This is a genomic window from Erysipelothrix sp. HDW6C, from assembly GCF_011299615.1.
GTDB lineage: Bacteria > Bacillota_I > Bacilli_A > Erysipelotrichales > Erysipelotrichaceae > Erysipelothrix.
Genome location: NZ_CP049861.1, coordinates 1,233,101 through 1,252,822 on the forward strand (window position 1 = coordinate 1,233,101; position 19,722 = coordinate 1,252,822).

General features: G+C 39.3%; 17 protein-coding genes and 1 tRNA gene. All 18 read left to right on the forward strand.

Annotated elements, in window-relative coordinates:
* The first annotated feature begins 130 nt into the window (after positions 1 to 130).
* On the forward strand, positions 131 to 6,388 hold the full coding sequence (locus G7062_RS05860) for an LPXTG cell wall anchor domain-containing protein (RefSeq protein ID WP_166064988.1): 6,258 nt from the start codon (positions 131 to 133) through the stop codon (positions 6,386 to 6,388).
* Between the two features lie 162 nt (positions 6,389 to 6,550).
* Positions 6,551 to 7,159 (forward strand): TetR/AcrR family transcriptional regulator, encoded by a 609-nt coding sequence (locus tag G7062_RS05865; RefSeq protein WP_166064989.1) that lies wholly within the window; start codon positions 6,551 to 6,553, stop codon positions 7,157 to 7,159.
* A gap of 15 nt (positions 7,160 to 7,174) precedes the next feature.
* A complete protein-coding gene (locus G7062_RS05870) occupies positions 7,175 to 7,495 on the forward strand; it encodes a hypothetical protein (RefSeq protein WP_166064990.1) in 321 nt (106 codons plus the stop codon).
* Positions 7,482 to 9,407, forward strand: coding sequence for a V-type ATP synthase subunit I (locus G7062_RS05875; protein ID WP_166064991.1), 1,926 nt, complete (start codon positions 7,482 to 7,484; stop codon positions 9,405 to 9,407). The genes G7062_RS05870 and G7062_RS05875 overlap by 14 nt, the downstream gene beginning before the upstream one ends.
* A 1-nt stretch (position 9,408) precedes the next feature.
* The gene (locus G7062_RS05880) at positions 9,409 to 9,888 is read left to right on the forward strand and encodes a V-type ATP synthase subunit K (RefSeq protein ID WP_166064992.1); all 480 of its coding nucleotides are present in this window, start codon (positions 9,409 to 9,411) and stop codon (positions 9,886 to 9,888) included.
* Positions 9,888 to 10,460, forward strand: a complete 573-nt coding sequence (locus tag G7062_RS05885) for a hypothetical protein (protein WP_166064993.1) — start codon at positions 9,888 to 9,890, stop codon at positions 10,458 to 10,460. Before G7062_RS05880 ends, G7062_RS05885 begins: the two co-directional genes overlap by 1 nt.
* Complete coding sequence (locus tag G7062_RS05890; protein WP_166064994.1) at positions 10,457 to 11,086, forward strand: hypothetical protein; 630 nt, start codon at positions 10,457 to 10,459, stop codon at positions 11,084 to 11,086. The genes G7062_RS05885 and G7062_RS05890 overlap by 4 nt, the downstream gene beginning before the upstream one ends.
* Positions 11,076 to 11,384: a V-type ATP synthase subunit F gene (locus G7062_RS05895; protein WP_166064995.1), complete on the forward strand. Its 309-nt coding sequence runs from the start codon at positions 11,076 to 11,078 to the stop codon at positions 11,382 to 11,384. Before G7062_RS05890 ends, G7062_RS05895 begins: the two co-directional genes overlap by 11 nt.
* A gap of 11 nt (positions 11,385 to 11,395) precedes the next feature.
* On the forward strand, positions 11,396 to 13,153 hold the full coding sequence (locus G7062_RS05900; protein WP_166064996.1) for a V-type ATP synthase subunit A: 1,758 nt from the start codon (positions 11,396 to 11,398) through the stop codon (positions 13,151 to 13,153).
* Entirely contained in the window at positions 13,153 to 14,526 is a 1,374-nt protein-coding gene (locus tag G7062_RS05905) for a V-type ATP synthase subunit B (protein ID WP_166064997.1), read from the forward strand. The genes G7062_RS05900 and G7062_RS05905 overlap by 1 nt, the downstream gene beginning before the upstream one ends.
* Positions 14,523 to 15,137 carry a V-type ATP synthase subunit D gene (locus G7062_RS05910; protein ID WP_166064999.1) on the forward strand — a complete coding sequence of 205 codons (615 nt, stop codon included), beginning with the start codon at positions 14,523 to 14,525 and terminating at the stop codon, positions 15,135 to 15,137. Before G7062_RS05905 ends, G7062_RS05910 begins: the two co-directional genes overlap by 4 nt.
* A 103-nt stretch (positions 15,138 to 15,240) precedes the next feature.
* A complete protein-coding gene (locus G7062_RS05915) occupies positions 15,241 to 15,687 on the forward strand; it encodes a GNAT family N-acetyltransferase (RefSeq protein WP_166065000.1) in 447 nt (148 codons plus the stop codon).
* Positions 15,688 to 15,920: 233 nt separating this feature from the next.
* Positions 15,921 to 17,588, forward strand: a complete 1,668-nt coding sequence (locus tag G7062_RS05920) for a Na/Pi cotransporter family protein (RefSeq protein WP_166065001.1) — start codon at positions 15,921 to 15,923, stop codon at positions 17,586 to 17,588.
* Positions 17,589 to 17,676: 88 nt separating this feature from the next.
* On the forward strand, positions 17,677 to 18,156 hold the full coding sequence (locus G7062_RS05925) for a nucleoside 2-deoxyribosyltransferase (protein WP_166065002.1): 480 nt from the start codon (positions 17,677 to 17,679) through the stop codon (positions 18,154 to 18,156).
* 12 nt (positions 18,157 to 18,168) lie between these two features.
* Positions 18,169 to 18,582: a PPC domain-containing DNA-binding protein gene (locus tag G7062_RS05930; protein ID WP_166065003.1), complete on the forward strand. Its 414-nt coding sequence runs from the start codon at positions 18,169 to 18,171 to the stop codon at positions 18,580 to 18,582.
* 67 nt (positions 18,583 to 18,649) lie between these two features.
* A tRNA-Thr gene (locus G7062_RS05935) sits at positions 18,650 to 18,725 on the forward strand.
* A 163-nt stretch (positions 18,726 to 18,888) separates the two neighbouring features.
* Entirely contained in the window at positions 18,889 to 19,197 is a 309-nt protein-coding gene (locus G7062_RS05940) for a PTS lactose/cellobiose transporter subunit IIA (protein ID WP_166065004.1), read from the forward strand.
* Positions 19,198 to 19,263: 66 nt separating this feature from the next.
* Positions 19,264 to 19,722, forward strand: coding sequence for a hypothetical protein (locus G7062_RS05945; protein WP_166065005.1), 459 nt, complete (start codon positions 19,264 to 19,266; stop codon positions 19,720 to 19,722).

Here is a 19,722-nt window from a genome sequence, read left to right on the forward strand (position 1 = left end):
TCAAAGGGGTTTTAGGTCAATTTGCTAACATATGTACAAAATGCACATATTGAACAAACTTTACAAAAATGATATTCTTAAGATAGTTAACAATTAGGGGATATTTGTTGTGGCTGAAGGAGATATATGTATGAAAACTAAGAAAACAAACAGATTCTTAATTTTTTTGGTGACCGCATTGGTCATTGTGCAAGGTGCAATTCCAATCTTTGGGAATCAAGAACGTACCCAAGGCGATGCAACGGTTGAAAAAGAACCGGTTGCTGAGACATCGAAGAATGAGGAATCCAAAGAAATTGAAACACCGGCAGTTACTACCGATGGACAAGAGGATCCTGTTGTAAATAATGATGAAAACGAAGGTGGAGTCACACCTGCTTTTGAGGTTACCGCAGTTGGACTAGTGCTCGGTGATGTTGGGAAACCTGCTGGTGAACCAATGGGCGTTGCAACCGGAGCAGAATCAAAAGCGTGGGTAGTTTTTTCCTTGCTTGCTGATGAATCAGACGTTGAACCAAATCAACTTGCATTCCGGATTGAGTATCCAAAAGGTGCAATCTTTAATGCAAACTCTTCCGATATTTACGAATATAAGATTGGTGGACCCAATGGACCTAATGATACTTCCGACGGAACGCAAGAATATCTATGGGTGACATACAAGCAAAGTTTATCGAGTGGTGAAGCAATTCGATTCAATTTTGATTTTATTCCATTCTCAAAAGGTGTTACGGATGATGGTACAGAATTACCAATGCATGTCGTTGCTTATGACCTTCATTCAGGGAGTACTGTAAGTTCCCAATCACAAGGAAAGAATTCTTTCACAGCGATTGCAGATAAATTTAATTGGGAAAATGTTCGTTCTACGGTATCACCGACGGCGATTATGACTACAATCAAAACAACAACGCTTAATCAGATGACATTCACAGAATCAACCCGTTCATTGTCTGGAAATACCAATGGACTCGTGTTTGCTGAGCGTGTTGATTTTGAGACCAAATATAATATACCCTTAGGTACCGACGGCTATCCATTGATTCTTGTAAAACCAGAGAACCTCGTGGATACTTCGGGTATAGCATTGGTTGAGGGAACTGATTTTGTCGCTGAGTATACTCCAGATGGATACATAAAAACGTTCACAGTGACTAAAACAATTGCAGCTACTGCGGGGAGCGAGTTAGTAAATCCAAGTTATTCGTTCCGAATCATTGGTGCAAAAGTAGATCCAAGTTATGTAATTGATAATTTTGATCTTGCTTTGAGTGAGAGTGCTGATTTCTCAATTACTACAGAATCAACAAATCATAGGGTAACTCCTTCACGTTCTGTCAGTGGAACAGGTAAAGATGCAATTGTGTTACCACAAAGCAGCAATCAAACTGTAAAAGTTACATATACAAATGTTGCTGAATTGGGCGATGAAACACTAAATCAAAATTTCCCTAAGAAAATAACCAGTGTGGGTGGGGTTGGCTCGTCCAATACAGCTGAAAGTAACTTAGCTGCATTCAAGGGAGATAAAGTGGTCTTTTCCTTTGGAGAAAACTTCCGTAACCTTCAAGATGGAAGTCTTACTGAACTTCGTTTCACAGAACGTGCCAATCATGAATTTGGTTACCAAACAGACGAGTTGCAACCACTAAATATTAGAACTGGAGTTTCTCGCCTTGAGAATAATACGGCGTTACAGTCGACAACATTGGATGTTGTCATCAAGTATAAAGATAGTTCAGAGTCTAGAATTTCATTATCCACAGAAGAATTGGCGAAATCAAAGACAATTCCTGTAGATCCTGACTCAGTAGCGAACATTGATTCCATTACTTATATCTTTAAAAATGTTGAACCTGGCTTTAAACTTACAACGCCACCAAGCATTGAATATTTGGTGTTAGAACAAGCAGATCCAACAATTAATGGTAACAAGTTCATGAATACTGCAAACATGAGCTATACCTATACAAATAAAGATGGCGATGACTTTAGTTTTGATAAGAACAGTAATACCGTTTCTTTCTATTATAAAGATCGTGAAACAGACGCTGATGGTCTTTATTCACACAACAAAACTGGAGCTAATCTCGCTACAGGACAACGTCCTGTAGTTGGAGACTCGATTCTCTTTACGATAACAATGACAAATGATAAAGCGAATCCGGTTGCTGTAAAATCTATTGTTGATAATTATACCTACAACTTGTCACCATACAACGGTGCGTTGGGCAATGTTAGCAATCCCGATTCCAAACCAATTGACGAATCCTACTTATCGACGCAAAATCCAAACATTTCTAATCTTGTCGTCTGGGATCCTGCAAACAATCAAGAAGTGTTGAGCGACCAGTCTGTAGTATCGATGACAAACACCGATCCAGTTGGAAAATCATACGGTAAATTTGATATTTCATTCGCAAACGATGGCATTGTTTTACAGCCTGGTGAAACGTTGAAATTGACATATACGATGAGTGTTAACGATGAGTTTAAAACAAATGCAACGATAGGGAACCAATTCCTATCCTATGATAAAAATGATGTTCTATTAGGAACAGGTGAGTTCTGGTGGTCTGTACCCACTCCTGGGCTGCATAATTACATCAAAGACAAATCAGCAGTTAATGCCAATGGGAACTCGGTAACAGAACTTCCATATGGTTCAGATGTCATCATGTATACAATAACAATTGAAAACACGACTAATTTTATTTGGGATCGTGAAATCATTGTTCGTGATAACTATTCAGCAAATGTGAGCCCGGTAAGTGGATTCGGACTGATACCGGATACCTTCTTGGAAAACTATCGCTTGAATGATGCACAACCACTTAATATGGCGGTTGCTAAACTTGCCGGCAATATGATTATGCCTGAAGGGTTTAAAGAAGAAGAAATCAGTGTAACATTGAATAACCCCTACAATGAATTTTCAGTTAGTTTGGGTACAAATGTGTTAAAACCAGGGGAATCAGTAAAACTAAACTATACAATGCAACTCAGACCGAATGCAGAGAAAAATGAGGTCATTCTCAATAATTTTGTTGTTAACATGGATGGCATTTTACTCAATACGGGTCGTCATAAATGGCAAGCAAACAGTCTCATTGGTAAAAAAGGACTTGTTTCTGTCATTAAGTCAGTATTACCGATTGAAACTGAAGGTCAAGTGACACCCAACACAGCGGCCTTACGTGATGGTGATAAAATTCGTTACAGTGTAACCGTTTCAAATTACCATACACGTGAAAATCATGTTGTTCACTTCAAGAATGTTGTTGATCAACTGGGTGATAACCTCGTCTTTGTTCCTGGAACACTAAAGATCGAGCAAATTGAAAGTAAAGATAATGACATTAATAAAGTTGTGACACCAATTGATGAGAGCAAATATGCAGTTGACTACGATGAAGTCGAGAATCAATTAAGTGTTCGCTTTAATGATGCACAACAACTTTTTGGTGGACTTGTAAAGATTAATGGTAAAGAAGAAGTTCACTATCGTTATGTCATCTCCTATGATGTTGCTGTTGATACGCAATCTGATAAATTTGAAAAAATTCCGGTAAATCAACCAATCGTGACACGTTCGAATAATGTTGATGTATTCTACATTGAACCGATTTCTGAACTTGTGTTTAAGAGTGGTGGAAAACTTGAAGCCGATGTTAATGATTTGGATAATGATCCATCGACTGAGTCGTACTTAAACAGTGTTGCCAATGTAAAGGTAATCAATGAATATGCCTTATTCGGAAACATTAGTAAAAGTGTTGATCGACCAATTGTTGACGTTGTATCGTCGGATAACTTGGTCCGTAACTACACAGTGCAAATTGAGAACTACAGCTTTGTTAAGTTGAAAGCGCACCAAGTTGTTGATTTATTACCGCATTACGAGACGATTGATCCTGCTATTGGTGTCAAAGTTATTGATTCTAAAGGGGATAGCTATGATGCTGTCTACGCTGTGGACTCTGTAAAACTTGGTGAGACGACCTATGGTAGACTTACTGTGAAGGGTTATAAAGTTGGAAATACCGTTCTTCCACTAGAAGTAGATGGGTCGACGGAATACAACAAAGCATCACTCATGAAGATAACTTATACAACTAAAGTTGATGGAGTATCAGCATACGAGTCGATGATTGCAACAGATAATCCAGAAGTTTCTGATGCAAACCGAGTTGCAATGTATCTTGCAGATGATGCAACCATGTTGATTCGTTCAACCAACGCTGCTCTTGCAAGTTATATGACAAATGATGATGTCGTAGAAACAGATTGGGATTCCAATTTGAATACAAAAAATCGATATCAAAATCAAGTGGTCGTTAAAAATATTGCGAGTGCAATATCGCCATATGTAAAAGCAAAAGCTCAAATTGCCCGTCAAGTTGGTGCTGGTGAGTCCTACGTTGACTACGTACAAGGTACGAGTGCTGTAGAGCCAGGCGATATCGTGGCATGGAATATTACATTTGGAAATGCAAATCAAGCGAATACACCAGAAATACTTGCAAACTCAGAGATATCTGTAGTATTACCGCAAGGTATTACATACCTCGGTTTTGCCAAGGATACAAATGGTGACATACAAACACCAAGCTATTTAACAAACGAACGTGTTATAAAGAATGCTGCGAATGAAACGGTCGTATCGTGGACAGTTACAGATGCAATGCCGGCGAATAAGCGTCTTGCATTCACAATACGAACAGCAACCAATCAAAACAATTATGCTACATATGGTGCACGTGCATACTTTGCCCCAAATGCGACGCCAAAACAGATTTTCTTTGATTCAAAAGTTAAGAAGTCAAGCGAATATGTGTCATACAAGTTTGAAACTGACACGCGAGATATTTCCGCTCTTAATGAAAATTTAGCGGGAGAATCACATTTCGTATATAGTGACACACAGTTAGATGTATATGGAACAATTGGTATTAGTACTGTTCTCTTAGAGACCGAAGTTGAAACGGGTAACACTGTTTCAAGTCGTGGACTCAGCAGAACCTTACAAATGGCTGATCGTGTTAATACATTACGATATGACATGCGTGTTAATGTCGACAAATCCGATTCAAATATTCATAGTATTGTCATGATTAATCGCCTTCCGAAAATTGGTGATACAATGACAGTTCAAAATAAACCACGTAACAGTCAAGTTGATTCAGTACTTGCGGGAGACGGTGACTTTAATGTAGCCCTCTACAATGTTAAAACTGGCGCATTCATCGAGAACGTGGATCCAGCAATGTATCAAATTCAATACTCAGTTGCAGCAGTAGATTATCAATTTACGGCAAATGACTGGAAAGGTGAAGATACAAATGCTCAATGGATGACCCATGACGAACTCATCGCTGCAGGAATCAACCCCGATAATGTAACGGCGGTTCGTGCAGTAATGGATAAAACATTCAATATTGTTAATGGTCAATCATTAAGTGTAAAATTCTCAGTTGTTCTCAAGGACTACAATATTTCAAATCTAGAAGTCAATGATAGCTTTGGTTACCGTGTAACAATTGGAAATGGTATTTCAGTTAACTCAGAACCCTTGCCTGTTTCCGCAACAGCTAAAGTTATTAAAGATCGTGTGAATCTTGTGGTTAATGTTGAATCAACTGAAACTGAACCAACAATCACCAGTTTCGATGTTGATGTTATTGAATTTGACGGTGATAACGTGGAAGTTGCGCGAAACACGCATACATTGAATGTTGCGAAACTCAGCGAAGGAAACTGGTCAAATAATGAATGGATTTACAATCTTCCGGTAGGACATCGATATGAAATTCGTGCTCATGAGTATGAAGACTTTGAAATCCCAACAACTACGATAACAAAGGTTGTGGATAGAGATAATACAACAGAATGGACACTAACTGCGAACTATGTACAGAAGATTTATGATATCGTAGATGTGAATGTCACTGTTAACAGTCTTGATGCAAACACGCGAATTGCTTCGGTTACACCGACAGTCAATACAATTAATGGTGCAGGAAATACAATTGATGAATCAGCGCATCAAATGATGTTGGATGATACACAAAATGCATCACTAGAAATAAATAAACTTGTGACTGGAAATTCTTACACACTTACACCTTCAGATCTTAATGGATATACTGTTGCGGTAGGTGAGGTCAAACAAGAAGCGTTAGCGAACGGTGGTATTCGTTGGACCTTAAGTCTTGTTTATACAGAAAAAGATCCTAAAAACCCTGTTAAACCCATTACACCAGAAAAACCAAATCCGCTTCTTCCAAGTACGGGAGTTGAAAGTGGCTATTTGGTAGCGATTGGTGCTGGGATTATACTTGTTGGTCTTGCATTCGTCGTGATAACGAAACGTAAGAAAAAACAATAAGTTTGTATTCTAAATCAAATTGAACAGGAAGTCATTACGACTTCCTGTTTTAACGTGTATTTATTAGATTATTTCGGTATAATTGAGGAATAGAACTGAGAAGTCACATAAATTGACCGACGGTCAGTTTTGCGTTATAATAGTAACGATTAGGAGATTAATATGGTGAAACATAAGGAACCAACTATCAGAAAGCAAGAAATTGTGGATTATGCAATGCATCTGTTTTTAAAACAAGGGTACGAGAAAACATCGGTATCTCAAATTGCGAAAGCCGTAGATGTTGCCAAGGGATTGGTTTACTACTATTTTGAATCGAAAGAAGAAATACTCGAATGTGTTGTCGAAGATATGTGCCAACAACATGTTGAACGCTTAATGATTCAAATTGATGAACATGCGAATGATTTTTATGATCGTTTGTTGTTGCTTATGGATGCATATTATGAAATTCATCCTTATACAGAAACTGAGTCGTCAACGCGATGGTTTATGCAAAATGCTTTTGTGGAGACATTTCACAAAATCTATTTACAGCGAATTGACAACGTCCTGACACAAATTGTTGAACAAGGTCAAAAAGATGGATACTTTGAACTACAGTATCCGAAGATGATGATTATTATGACCCTCGAAGGTATATTTGGATTAAGTCGTTACCGTCAGATTACACGTGATCAAGTCGTGGAAATGATTGAGCAATCGTTAAACCTCCCCCGTCACTCATTAAAGGAAAAGGGTGCGTCACTCCTAACTCATTTTGTAAATTGAGAGAGGTGATGAATATTGCGCGACAAGCTAGATAAAATAACAGCTTTAGAGCAAAAATTTATTGATGAACGTGATAGTTTATCAATACAGGAAGATTCTATAATGGGAGAATACCGTGCCAAGGCGCAGCAAAAGATTGCGAAATTATATCGTGAGTCTGAGGCAGCACATGAGCATGAAGTTCAATTAATTATGGAAAAAACCAATCAAGAAAAAGAAACTATCGAAAAGCAACGGGATGAAGACTTAGAGTACGTTGCAAAACTTTATAGTGAAAATGCGAATAAGGTTCTGAAACATCTCGTAGAGGAGGTTTTAGAACATGGCAATCGTTAAAATGAGTGAATTTGAAATGCTCGTACGTAATGATCAATTGGATCATTTATTGGTTTCACTGCAACGCTATGGGAATGTGATGTTTGACCAAAAAGTGGAAGAAATTGGAAACTTTAAACACATAACCCGATCATTTGATCGTGAGAGCAATACAGCAAAGCAGGAACACATTCAATCGATATTAAAACGTTTAAGTTCTATAAAGAAACAGGAAGGCCCGAAGAAGGGTCAAATGTTTGATAAATTAAATCTACAAACAATGACGTATGATGAAATGGAATCGATTGTAAAAGAAACAGATTTAGACAGTATTCTCAACATGTATGCTGAGTTCTATGAAAGTGAATCTCATTTTGTGGAGTCATTCAAAATGCACATGCCGTGGGAAGTTGAAACATTCACGAGTGATGCACTTCTGAGCCTCGATGGGGTCCGTCCGATAATAGGGAAGGTACCATCAAAATATACCCACCGCCTCGTTCACGAACTCGAAGGGTTAGAGGATGTATATTTTATGTACCAACCGGATACAATGGATGAATCGATTTTTGTAATCATTCCGACACCGAAGCGTCGGGAAAATGTTGAAGTATTAATTGAAAAGTATGAAATGGAATCTCGCTCCTCTGTATCACTACATATTGAGGATAAAGTTGTGATGATGCGCTATTTCTTATCGCAAATGATTGATAAACGACTGAACATTGGTGATCGCTTATCTCGCATTGGCTTGTATCAGGAAATACTTAAAGCACATTACGAATCCTTGCGAAATGAGGCATTACGTGAATCAATGTGTGAGAATTTCATTGCTTCTGAGCATGTGACTTATTTAAAAGGTTGGATTATGACAGATCAGGTTGCTGAGTTCTCGTCAATTGTTAATGAAGCAACAGATGGTGTATTTGACTTGGAAATTATTGCAGCTCCACTTCATTCACCGGATATCCCAATTAAGTTAAAGAATAATCGTTTTGCGCGAGCATTCGAGCCCATTACAAATATGTATTCGCAACCGCGTTATGATGAATTGGACCCAACACCTATTTTTGCACCATTCTATGCATTCTTTTTTGGGATGATGCTTGCTGATGTAGGATATGGACTTATCATGGGGGTTGTCATGTTTGCGGCGCTCAAACTTCTAAATCTAAAACCTTCAACGCGTGATATGCTTCGACTCCTCTTGTATGTCAGCGTACCAACGATGTTTTGGGGGATCATTTATGGATCATTCTTTGGTGGCATGATTCCTTTAACTCCAATCATTGACATCAACAATCAATTCAATCATGTCTTGGTCATGGCACTGGGATTTGGAATCATTCATTTGTTTGTTGGACTTGGTGTTAAAGGATATATTTACTTTAGAGATTATAAGAAACGTTACATAATTTACGATGTTCTGTTTTGGTATATGACGTTAATTGGAATCATTGTCCTGGTATCACAAATGTTTACCGATTTCCTTTCACCGTATGCTTCAAGTGCTACGATCATCATGATAATTGGGATGGTTGGAATTGTGCTGACAAATGGGCGTGAGGCAAAGACTGTCTTTGGAAAAGGGGCATCGGGCTTATATAGTTTGTATGGCATTACTAACTACATTGGAGATGTGGTGTCTTACTCACGTCTAATGGCATTGGGGCTTGCAGGCGCATCGATTGGTGTTGCTTTTAATATGATGGTTTCAATGGCAGCAGAAATGGGCACACTTGGTGTCATTTTTGGAGCGGTTGTTTTCATTTTTGGACACACATTTAACCTCCTTATTAGTGGGTTAAGTTCGTACGTTCACGCTGCTCGACTCACATACGTTGAATTCTTCGGAAAGTTTTTTGTTGGTGGTGGACGTGCATTTGAGCCGTTTATTGCTGCACCCACATATATAGAATTGGAGAGAGAATAATATGACATTTTTTGAATTTTTACTGCAATATGGTGGTCTTATCATGGCTGTCCTCGGAATGGCACTTGTTGTAATCATACCTGGATACAACAGTGGTAAAGGTGTTGGGATGGTTGGAGAGGCTGCGACCGGCCTAATTATGGATGAACCCGAGAAGTTTGGGAAAAGCCTTTTACTTCAAATGATGCCTGCCTCACAAGGCTTATATGGCTTCGTTATCGCGATTATGACCTTAGGGCGACTTCATACTGGTATGGGTCTCCAAGAGGGCTTATACATCCTTATGGCGTGTCTGCCGATGGCAATCGTCGGTGGACCAACGGCAATCGCGCAAGCACGGGTTGCGGTAAGTGGTGTTCAACTTCTTGCCCGCAACGAAAATGAGATGACCAAGAATATTATCTATGCTGTAATGGTTGAAACGTATGCATTGTTGGCATTTGTTTCATCAATCATTATTCTAAGCACGGTGACATTCTAATGTCTGCAGGAAGTATTGATCGCATCATTACTTCAATCGAAAACGATGTCGACATGCAACGACAAGCGTACCTACAAACTGCGCATGATGCTGGAAAGCATCGTTACGATGAGATGATTGCGGATGCAAAAAAGAAACTAAAAAATGATGAAAAAAATCATAATGAAGAACTACGTCAACTCTACCGCCGCGAAACAACCGCAAATCGCAAAGAAGCACAAAAAGCAATTGATGCCTTGAAGAATACCTTGGCACAAGAACTCATCAGTGCAACAGATGCAGTATTGAAGCAACTCGATTCTCATGAGTTTGCAGCACTTCTAGATCGGATACTTGAAAAAGAAAATGGATCACAAAGACCCCGAATCCGTGTCGATTCGAGACATTTTTCGGATATCATGAGTTCCCATGGGAGTCAATATCAAGTCATTGAAGATGAAGCAATATCGGCTGGATTTGTTTTGCACTATGCTGACTATGATATTGACTATGAGTTTAGCCATGTTCTTCGTTATAACAATGATGACTTCACAAAGATTGCGCTTCACCAACTCTTTGGAGATAACCAATGAGTGTAAGTTATGGTCGGTTAAATATTGAGTTGATGCAATTGCTTGATGGCTTGGACCACTTGGGAATGAGTGATGCTGTCGATGAAACAATTCTTGAGAAACAAGAATTTCTCGCTCGGAAACTTTTACAAGAAGGTGTTCCACCTCACTTGATGAAACTTATTTTTCATGAGTCCTATTTGTATCAAGGAAATCCCAATGATTCAGAAATAATGAACTTTTTAGGTCAAGATATGGGAAGTGATGTTGCCAATACCTACGCAAAGATGTTGATTGATTTTTATGTTATCGAATCGAGACTGCGATTTGATCGTAAACCAATGTTGGATAGCTATGGAACCATACCTTCGACTGTTGTGAATCAATCACACACAGTTCGCGATTTGATCTACACATCCATGTATTTTCGCGACTTTGAAAACATCAACCGTAAAAACTATCCCAAACTCATGGATGAATTTACACATAAAACATTCAAGTCGCATGCCTATGAGGCGATGAGTTTAAATGGTGTTATCGCAAAGTCAATCTTATATTGTTTAAAACTCAACAATTACCGCATTATTCAAAAAGGAAGAATGTTGGGCTTGGATGTTGATGAGGTGGTACGAAATTATGGAAACTAATATCGTATATTTAACATACAGAGATGTTGAACCCTTGATGGCAAGTTTTGGTATGCAAATTGTAACACTCTCACAAACAGCACCATTGCGGCATACATTACGGGAACTTGTGAATCAAAATACAACAATAATCTATGTAAGTAATGAAGTATATAAAAACAACCAAGACCTCATTGATGGTTACAACGCAGATACATTAACACTTATTGTATTTGACACACATGAGTCGTTGCGTCCACAAGGTGTGCGACGTATGCGCCATTTATTGGAATCATCAATAGGCATTAAAACACGTTAGGAGGCTCGTTGATGGATTATGGAATAATATCAAAAGTATCGGGTCCGTTAGTAGTTGCTGATAATATACCCAAAGCACGCCTATTTGATACAGTTTATGTATCTGATAAAAAGCTGTTAGGTGAAATTATTGAAATTCGCGGACCCAAAGCATCAATTCAGGTTTATGAAGAAACATCAGGAATAAAGGTAGGGGAGAAAGTTGTCTCTACAAATCATCCCTTAAGTGTTCTCTTAGGACCTGGAATCCTGTCACAAATAATTGATGGGGTCGGACGTAATCTTAAAGATTATGCCGACAAGTCAGGAGATTATCTTACAACGGGATTGCATTTTGAATCCCTTGATTTAGAAAAAAAATGGGAATTTACACCGCTTGTTAAAGTGGGGGACTTTGTAAACCCAGGTGATCCATTAGGTTATGTTTATGAATACCATCTGAAGCACTTTATCATGGTTCCTCATACGGTATCGGGGACACTTACCCATATTGAAGCAGGATTGTTCACGGTTCAGGAAACTGTTGCAACAATTGCAACGGACACACAGAAACACGATGTAGTGATGGCAACACGTTGGCCAATTCGAAAAGAGCGTCCTTTTAAAGCGAAGCACTTACCGAGTGAGCCACTCATCACAGGCCAACGCGTCATTGATACATTCTTTCCGATTGCTAAAGGAGGTACTGCATGTGTTCCTGGTCCTTTTGGTTCAGGAAAAACTGTAGTACAACATCAAATTGCAAAATGGTCGGATGCTGATGTTGTCATCTATGTCGGATGTGGAGAACGTGGGAATGAAATCACGGATGTACTCAATGAATTTCCGGAAATTGAAGACCCTCGCACACAAAGACCACTCATGGAGAAAACGGTCTTAATTGCCAATACTTCAAATATGCCAGTTGCCGCTCGCGAAGCGTCAATCTATACTGGAATAACCATTGCTGAGTATTTCCGTGACATGGGATACGACGTATCGATGATGGCGGATTCAACATCACGTTGGGCAGAAGCACTTCGCGAAATGAGTGGTCGACTTGAGGAGATGCCAGGCGATGAAGGGTATCCTGCTTATTTGAGTTCACGACTCGCACAAGTCTATGAGCGTGCTGGCGTTGTAACACCATTGGGCAATGGACTTGAGGATGGCTCAGTAACTATGATTGGTGCTGTATCACCAGCAGGTGGGGATTTATCCGAACCTGTAACCCAAGCAACATTACGTATTGTTAAAGTATTTTGGGCATTGGATGCACAACTTGCTTATACACGCCATTTCCCAGCAATTCATTGGTTGGAAAGTTATTCTCTATATCAAGGGTCGATGGATCGCTATATGAAGAAGAATGGCTATCGCAATTTCAGCCGTTACCACCAACAAGCCGTCGTGTTGTTAAAAGAAGAACACCGTCTTCAAGAAATCGTACAACTTGTGGGCCGCGACACACTTTCGGATCACGATGTATTAAAACTTGAAGTGGCACGTATGATTCGAGAAGACTTTCTACAGCAGAATGCATTCCAGGATGAGGATACGTTTACTTCGTATCACAAACAAACCGTGATGCTGGCGACAATCATGGAATTCTATTCGCATGCAAAACGTTACCTAAGCCACGATCACATCTATTTAGCGGATATTGTGAATATGGAAGCGATGTATCAAATTTCAAGAATGAAGTATGAACCAAGACTTGAGAAACTCGAAGCACTTGTGGCAATAATTCAGACCGAATTCGAATCATTGAAGGAAGGAGACCAATACTAATGAGAAGTTACAAAACAATTCGTGAAGTGGTTGGACCGCTCCTTATCGTTGATAATGTTGAAGATGTCGCATTTGATGAACTCGTAGAAATTTACATCGAAAATAATGAACGTCGCATTGGTCGTGTTCTTGAGGTTGATGGATCGGCAGCGGTGATTCAGTTGTATGAATCGAGTATGGGAATACAACCAGATGAGACTCGCGTTCGTTTTATGGGAAAACCGATGACACTACAAGTTTCGGAAGGGATGATTGGCCGCAATTTTGATGGTAAAGGAATTTTACGCGATGAAGGTTCAACGCTTGTTTCCTTTGATGAACGAGACATTAATGGTGCTGTCATGAATCCACTTCATCGGGATTATCCCAACGAATTTATTCAAACAGGGATATCATCGATTGATGTACTCAATACACTCGTTGTAGGTCAGAAACTCCCAATTTTTTCTGGGGCAGGTTTGCCGCATAATGAGTTGGCAGCACAAATTGCTCGCCAAGCAAAAGTTTTGGATGATGATATTGAATTTGCAGTGGTGTTCTGTGCAATGGGGATTTCATATGAAGAAGCACGCTTCTTTGAGGATGAATTTCAAAGAACAGGCGCCATTGATCGAACAGTTATGTTCACCAATCTTGCAAATGATCCAGCAATTGAGCGAATTATCGCACCAAGAATGGCCATTACGGCTGCTGAATATCTTGCCTTTGAAAAAGATATGCATGTGATTTTAATCATGAGCGACATGAGTTATTATGCGGAATCATTACGCGAGATATCCGCATCTCGTAAAGAGATTCCCGGTCGTCGTGGTTACCCAGGATACATGTATACCGATTTGGCAACACTTTATGAGCGCGCAGGTCGATTGAAAGGGAAAGTCGGTTCGTTAACAATGTTACCCATTTTGACGATGCCCGAAAATGACAAGACCCATCCAATCCCTGACTTAACAGGGTATATTACTGAGGGTCAACTTATTCTAGATAATGATTTGCACCGTGTTAATATTGCCCCACCACTTGATGTGCTACCGAGTTTGAGTCGATTGAAAGACAAAGGAATTGGCGAGGGAAAAACAAGAAGTGACCACTCTGATTTAATGAATCAACTCTTTGCATCATATGCACATGGTAAAAAGACAAAAGAGATGGCGAGTATCTTAGGTGAAGGTTCACTTACAGACCTCGACCGTCGCTATGTGAGGTTTACTGAGGCATTTGAAGAGCGTTTCTTACACCAAGGATTCTATACCAACCGAAGCATTGAAACCTCTCTGGATTTGGGATGGGAGCTCTTGTCGATGTTGCCGAAATCGGAACTAAAACGTGTTCGCGATGTTTACATTGATACATATTATAAGGAAGTCCTATGACACGGCTTCATGTAAATCCAACGAGGATGGTGATGAATGAGTTGCATCAAAAACTTTCCATTGCTCGCCAAGGTCATAAGCTACTCAAGGAGAAGCAAGACTCAATGATTCGCGAATTCATAGAATACTATGATCAGGCAAATGTTTTGCGTAAGCAACTTGAGATTGATATATCAAAGATGAATCGAAATTACAATTTGGCAACACTTGAAAGTGATGAAGCATACGTACTTCAGGCACTCCAAGCATCGGCGGAGGGAATGCATGTGACTGAACGCCGTGATAGCGTTATGGGAACGACGATTCCAAAATATAAACTTACGGGTGAAACTCGCCAACAGTATCACCCTGTCGTGATGTCGTCTCACTATCGCATTGATAAAGTAGCCGACATGCATCCGACAGTGAAAATGCTTCTTGTTGAATTGGCAGAAGTTGAAAAGACGTGTTTCATTCTCGGTGCAGAGATTAAAGCGACCCGACGCCGTGTGAATGCACTGGAACACAAGACAATTCCTGATATTGAGGAAACGATAACCTACATCAAGTTGCGACTGGACGATCAAGTACGAAGTCAACAGGCTCGCATCATGAAAGTGACAAAGAAGTAGTATACTACTTCTTTTCTTTTTACTTTGTAGGTAAATATTTTGATAGATATTTACCGTTATTGAAGTAAATTAGGTATAATAACACTAAGAAGGTGGTGTTTTTATGATTGAGGCAATTGATGTTTATCATTATGATTTAAACAAGCTTCTTGATATTTGGGAACGTTCGGTTATTGAAACGCATAATTTCATCTCAAAAGAAATGATTGAAAGTATGCGCCCAGAAGTTTTACGTGGTTTTGCAAGTATGGACAAAGTCTTAATCTACACACGAAACGATGCTGTAACAGGGTTTATGGGAATTCTCAATAAAAAGATCGAGATGTTGTTCTTGGATCCCTACTATCGCGGAATGGGAATTGGTGCAATACTCGTTAATGCAGCTCTTAATGATTATGATGTGCGCTTTGTAGATGTTAATGAACAGAATTTTCAAGCTGTTGGATTCTACAATTCGATGGGGTTTGTTACGGTGAGTCGCTCCGATTTTGATGATGCTGGACGCCCATTTCCAATCCTTCATTTGGAGTATCAACGTAAAAATGTATAATTGTTAAAATTTTTTCATGATTTATTGTAAATATAATGCTATTATTAGTTTAATCTGTCTATTTTGCTGGCAGAACAAAATGGGGTCTACCATTTTGTTGTAATACCAATGTGTATAGAAAAGGTCTAGTGTATCAAAGTGTGGCGACGCCAATTGACGAAACCATGAGGGGCTTTGATACTTTTAATATATACGATGTAGACATACAATTAAATTGATGGAGGAAAGAAACTATGATGAGTGTGGCTATCCAGCAAACGACTCTTGGTGATATCAAATTTAATGTTATTTTAGGTGGATTTGGATTGTTCCTATTGGGAATTAAATTTTTAGGTGATGGATTTAAAGAGGCTGCAGGCCCAAAGATTCGTGACTATATTGAAAAGTATACAGGAAATATTTTTTCGGCTATTCTCGTCGGTACTGTTATCACTGCAATTATGCAGTCAAGTACTGCTGCAACGGTTATTTCAATCAGTCTTGTACGCGCTGGTTTGATGCGCTTGGAACAAGCCATTGGAATTTCTGTCGGGGCAAACTTAGGGACAACTGTTACCGCCTTGATGATTGGTTTAAATATTGAAGAATTCGGCTATTATTTTGCATTTATTGGTGCAATGATGCTGATGTTTGTGAAACGTAGTTTCTGGAAAAATATTGGACAGATATTATTTGGTTTTGGTATTGTCTTTATCGGATTGCAATTAATGAGTGACCAACTCATTCTACTTTCTGATTTACCACAATTCGAGCAATTCATGCTCTATATGTCACAAAACCCATGGCTTGCATTGATAGCGGGTACTGTTGCTACAGCAGTGATTAACTCTTCCATGGCGGTTATTGCGCTTGTACAAACGATTTATGGAGCTGGTGGAATGACAATGGTCGCCGCTTCTGCATTCGTATTCGGATCCAATGTTGGTACGACTTTGACTGCAGTCCTTGCTTCTGTGGGTGGCTCTGTCTCAACACGCCGTGCTGGGTGGTTCCATGCCCTCTACAACATCCTTGGGGCATTGGTGATGATGATAGTTATCAAACCGTATTCTGACTTGATACTTGTGATTAATGGATGGCTTGGTGGTGGGCCAGAAATGGCTGTTGGTATTAACCACTTTGTGTTCAACTTAATCTGGGTTGTGGGAATTATTCCATTCATTCCATTGTGTATTCGCATGTTGAAAATTCTTATTCCTGGAGAAGATAGAATTAAGGAACGTGAGAAAATTAAACCTTTGGATTATGGATTGATTCAAAGTTATCCCGAAGGGGCTATGCAACTTGCGAAACAAGGTATTGATAAGATGTCTGACTTAGTTGTTGAATCACTTGAAACATCACGCAACTATTTGAAAACAAAAGATGAAGAAGACTTTGATGTTATTATGCAAGTCGAAGAAATGATTAATGACTTGGACAAACAACTTACAAAATATCTTCTTGAAATCGCCAAACACTCCAACTCAATGGATGGTGTGGCAGAATACTATTCAACCAGTCTAGAGATTGTTAAGAACTTAGAGCGAATTGCCGACTTAACAACCAATACTGCAGAATACTATCAAACAATTTATGATAACCGCGAGTCATTCACAACCGAAGCGCTCGAGGACCTCGATACGATGTATAGTTTGGTAATTGACATGGTTTCACGCGCAATTGGTATGTTTGAAAAAGATGATGCATCTGGTCATGCAACGCTGACTAAGGACGAGGAATACCTTGACCTTATTGATGCGAAGTATCGTGAGAAACACTTCCGCCGTATGGCAGAAGGAATCTGCGATACACAATTTGCAAGTTCATTGTACATTGACTTGCTAAGTATCCTTGAACGAATTGGTGATCATGCTATTAATATCGCTGACTACGTTAAAGGTGGTTTATTACGCGAATAATGGAGGTGCACATATGTGCGCCTTTTCTTATGCGTGACTTTAGGGAAGAAGTTGGTTAAAATGATAAGAGAGACATGGAGGAATTTAGATGAAGAAACTATATTTTGCAAGTCCGCTTTTCTCAAATATGGAGTATCGGTACAATGCATCAGTTGTCGCTGACATTCGTAAGGCATATCCTGACTTGGCGGTCTATTTGCCGCAAGAACAAGGCGATATTAATGATAAAAATAGTTATGCCGATTCAATGATGATAGCGAAACTGGATACAGAGGCTTTATTGGCTTCAGATGTATTGGTTGCAGTCATTGATGGAATTACCATTGATGCAGGTGTTGCTTCCGAGATTGGGGTTGCTTACCAAGCGGGAATTCCTGTTATTGGGCTTTATACTGATTCGCGCCAACAAGGGTTCAATAACCAAAAGAAACACGATGCGCTCGCTCAACTTGGGGAGTCACAATTCTCATATGTAAACCTTTATACGGTTGGGCTTATTAAATTGAATGGTGTCCTTGTGGACCGTGAAGATCTGATGATTGCTGAAATTGCCGATTTCATTAAGTAAGGAAGTAGAATAATGAAAGAACACGTACTAAAACTTATGCCAGGCCAAGATCTGGTTACTGCATTGGATGGTTATTGCAAGAAACATGAAATTGAAGCTGCGTATATTGGTACAATGGTCGGAAGCCTTGCTAAGGTTGCCTTCCGCAAAGGATTCGAACGAACTCTCTTTGTTATGGATGGACCTTTTGAAATTGTATCGTGTGTAGGCACGCTCTCACGCCAAGGAATGCACATTCATGCGTCAGTGAGTGATCGTGAATTCAAAGTATACGGAGGACATATCGTCATGGGATGTCATGTCCAGTCAACTGCTGAAATTGTGATTATCGAACTCGAAAATCATCAATTATCCCGAACCAAGGGAGAACTTACTGATTTTAAAGAATTACGAATTGTTGAAGCTTCTCAGTGCAAAGAATCATAAAGCCCTTTGGGGCTTTTTTCTTTTTCATATTGAAATTTGTAAACCAAAGCGCTACAATATATTCATTGCCGACTTAGCTCAATTGGTAGAGCAACTGAATCGTAATCAGTAGGTTGGGGGTTCAAGTCCTCTAGTCGGCACCATTTAACAAATAGACATGACTCTTCGGAGTCTTTTTTATTGCAAAAACGCAATCCTGTCATGTGTATGTCATTAATGAGAATTGATGAATGTGTTAATCTTTGTAAGAGACTAGGAAAGCGTTTCCGATTTTGTTATAATGAATGAGTAAAAAAGGAGAGTATCATGGAAGGACTAGAACTACTAAGTTTTCAAATGATTTCATTTAACGGATCAGCACGTTCATGCTTTGTTGAAGCAATTACTGCTGCTAAAGAAGGCGACTTTGAGCGCGCAGAACAATTAATGGCTGAAGGTGAAGAACAATTCATTGAAGGACACCGTGTTCATGCGCAATTGATCCAACAAGAAGCTCAAGAAGGAAGCACAGCTGTTAACCTATTGTTAATTCATGCTGAAGACCAAATGATGAGCGCAGAAGTATTGAAAATTATTGCTGCAGAACTAATTGACATTCATAAACGAATTCAATAAGAGCTGCGGCTCTTTTTTTTATGGGGTTAGCATGGTACAATTTGAGAAAAGCGAGGGATTTATAAAATGAATATGAGTGTCATTGTAGTAATAATTGCAAAATTAGTAATTGCGGTACTTTATGGTTTTGAATTCATGCGATACAATCGTGCCAAAAGATTGGACAACACGATTAAAGTGAAATTTGATATCCGATCATGGATTGAAGTTATTGTTGTCGGGGGTCTAAATATCGGTCTGATGGTTTACCCAAATGTGGAACAAAATGTTGTTTTTCTTACGTTTTATGCATTTGTTATGCTAGCTGTTACGTTCTTCCACACACGCCGCCTTGTAGTGATTGGAAAGAAAGTGATTTTTATTTTGGAACATTCATTCAAGTTGACAGATTTGTCACGTGTGACCTATGAAAAAGGTGTCATGAAATTTCTCATCAAAGGACAAGCATTTAAACTCCGTCTTCCGCTCGGTGATATGGAATACGTGATGCAACGCTTATCGGGCAAGTACTACAAAAAGGGGTAA